At 77.9% G+C, this 1,532-nt stretch carries 1 protein-coding gene and 1 pseudogene; one reads left to right on the top strand and one right to left on the bottom strand.

Going from position 1 to position 1,532, the window contains the following annotated elements; all coding sequences use genetic code 11:
- Positions 1–193: pseudogene (locus tag AA75_RS34830) on the bottom strand (hypothetical protein); the annotation flags it as partial.
- A 405-nt stretch (positions 194–598) separates the two neighbouring features.
- Here AA75_RS34830 and AA75_RS34825 point away from each other — a divergent pair.
- On the top strand, positions 599–1,417 hold the full coding sequence (locus AA75_RS34825) for a class I SAM-dependent methyltransferase (RefSeq protein WP_051813987.1): 819 nt from the start codon (positions 599–601) through the stop codon (positions 1,415–1,417).
- Positions 1,418–1,532: the final 115 nt, after the last annotated feature.

Genomic DNA, 1,532 nt, shown 5'->3' with positions numbered 1-1,532 from the left:
CGGCCGTCTCGGCCTTGGTGTTGTCGAACAGCACCCGGTGGGGGGCGGCTGCCGCGGCGGCGGCCGGCGCCGGGGCGGCGGCGGCCTGCTGCGGGGCCGCGCCGAGACCGGTGAGCGCGGCGAAGGTGGCCGCGAGGGCGGTGGCGAGTAGGGCGGCCGGGCCGCGGAGGGTGGAGCGGGGGATTCTGTGCATGCGTCAAACTCCTCGTGCCGTGGGGACAGAGGGCAGAGCTACGCGCGTAGGCGCACTGCCGAAGAGCAGGATGGGGGGCGCCGGCGTCGTATCCCCCCAGCATCGGGCAACGATCGCTTGAACGGAACACGTCGAACGGACACCCGTGTCACGGCGGTCCGCTCACCACCCGGTCGGCGACGCTGCGTCAAGGCATTCGCCCCGTACGGCGGTTGCGCCATGCGGCCGCACCGGGAGCACCCGGGGGCGAAGGGCGGCGCGGCGTCCGCGGTGCGCCGGGTCCGGCGCGGGCGGTGCGCACGGCGGACGGCGGATACGCTCGGAAGGTGTCCGCACCGGCGGGCCGCGGCCGTCCCGGCGGCCGCGCCGGGCGGACGGTGGCCCGCGCACGGACGGGAGGACGCGATGTCCGAGGAGACGAGGCCCACGGAGACCCCGGTGGTCCCGGCCCACGGGTACGGCGAGTCGCTGTTCCAGCCGTGGCGGCCCGGCGAGGGCGAGCGGATCGACCTGGGCTCACAGGCGTACGACGGGTTCACCCGGGCCCGGCTGCGGGCGCTCGGTGCGGGGCCGGGCAGCCGGGTCCTGGACGTCGGCGCCGGAACCGGCACGATCGCCCGCTGGCTGGCCACGGAGGTCGGCGCCGAGGTGCTCGCGGTCGACCGGGACGTCCGCTTCCTGGAGCCGTACGCGGGCGGCCGGCTGCGCACGCTGGCCGCCGATGTGACCGCGCCCGGCTTCGACCCCGGCCGCTTCGACCTGGTGCACGCCCGGTTCCTGCTGATGCACCTGCCCGGCCACCGCGAGGTCGCGGCGCGCCTGGCCGGCCTGCTGGTCCCCGGCGGCCACCTGGTGCTGGGTGATGCAGTGGATCTCACCACCGCCGGGGCGCCGGACACCCCGTACCGGCTGGCGATGCGGGCGATGTGGCGGGCCCTGCGCACCGGCATCGGCACCGACGTCGGCTGGACACCCGGGTACCCGCGGCTGCTGCGCGAGCTGGGGCTGACCGCGGTCGGCGCCGAGGTGCTGGTGCCGGAGCTGACCGCGGGCAGCCCGATCGCCGGGTTCTGGCTGGAGACCTGGGCGCGGATCCGGGAGGCGATGCTCGCCACCGGCCTGGTCGACGCCGCCGTCCTCGGCGAGGCCGAGCGGGCTCTCGCCGAGGGGACGGCCGCGGACCTCTCCCCCGGCCTGATCACCGCGTGGGGCCGCCGCCCGTAGCCCCGACCGCCGGACGCCCGGGCTCCGCCCGGAGGTCCCGCGCAAGCGCCTCGGCCCCCCGCCGGCCTGACGGCACCCGGCCCGCGGCCCTTGGCTGGTGGCGGGCGGCTGGCGG

This window comes from Kitasatospora sp. MBT63, from assembly GCF_000710465.2.
In the GTDB taxonomy this organism is placed as follows: domain Bacteria; phylum Actinomycetota; class Actinomycetes; order Streptomycetales; family Streptomycetaceae; genus Kitasatospora.
Note: the sequence above shows the minus strand (reverse complement) of the source record. Positions and strands in the feature narration are given on the sequence as shown.

Coding starts and splice junctions, on each gene's coding strand:
- AA75_RS34825 (WP_051813987.1), top strand. CDS start 599: ATGTCCGAGGAGACGAGGCCCACGGAGACCCCGGTGGTCCCGGCCCAC.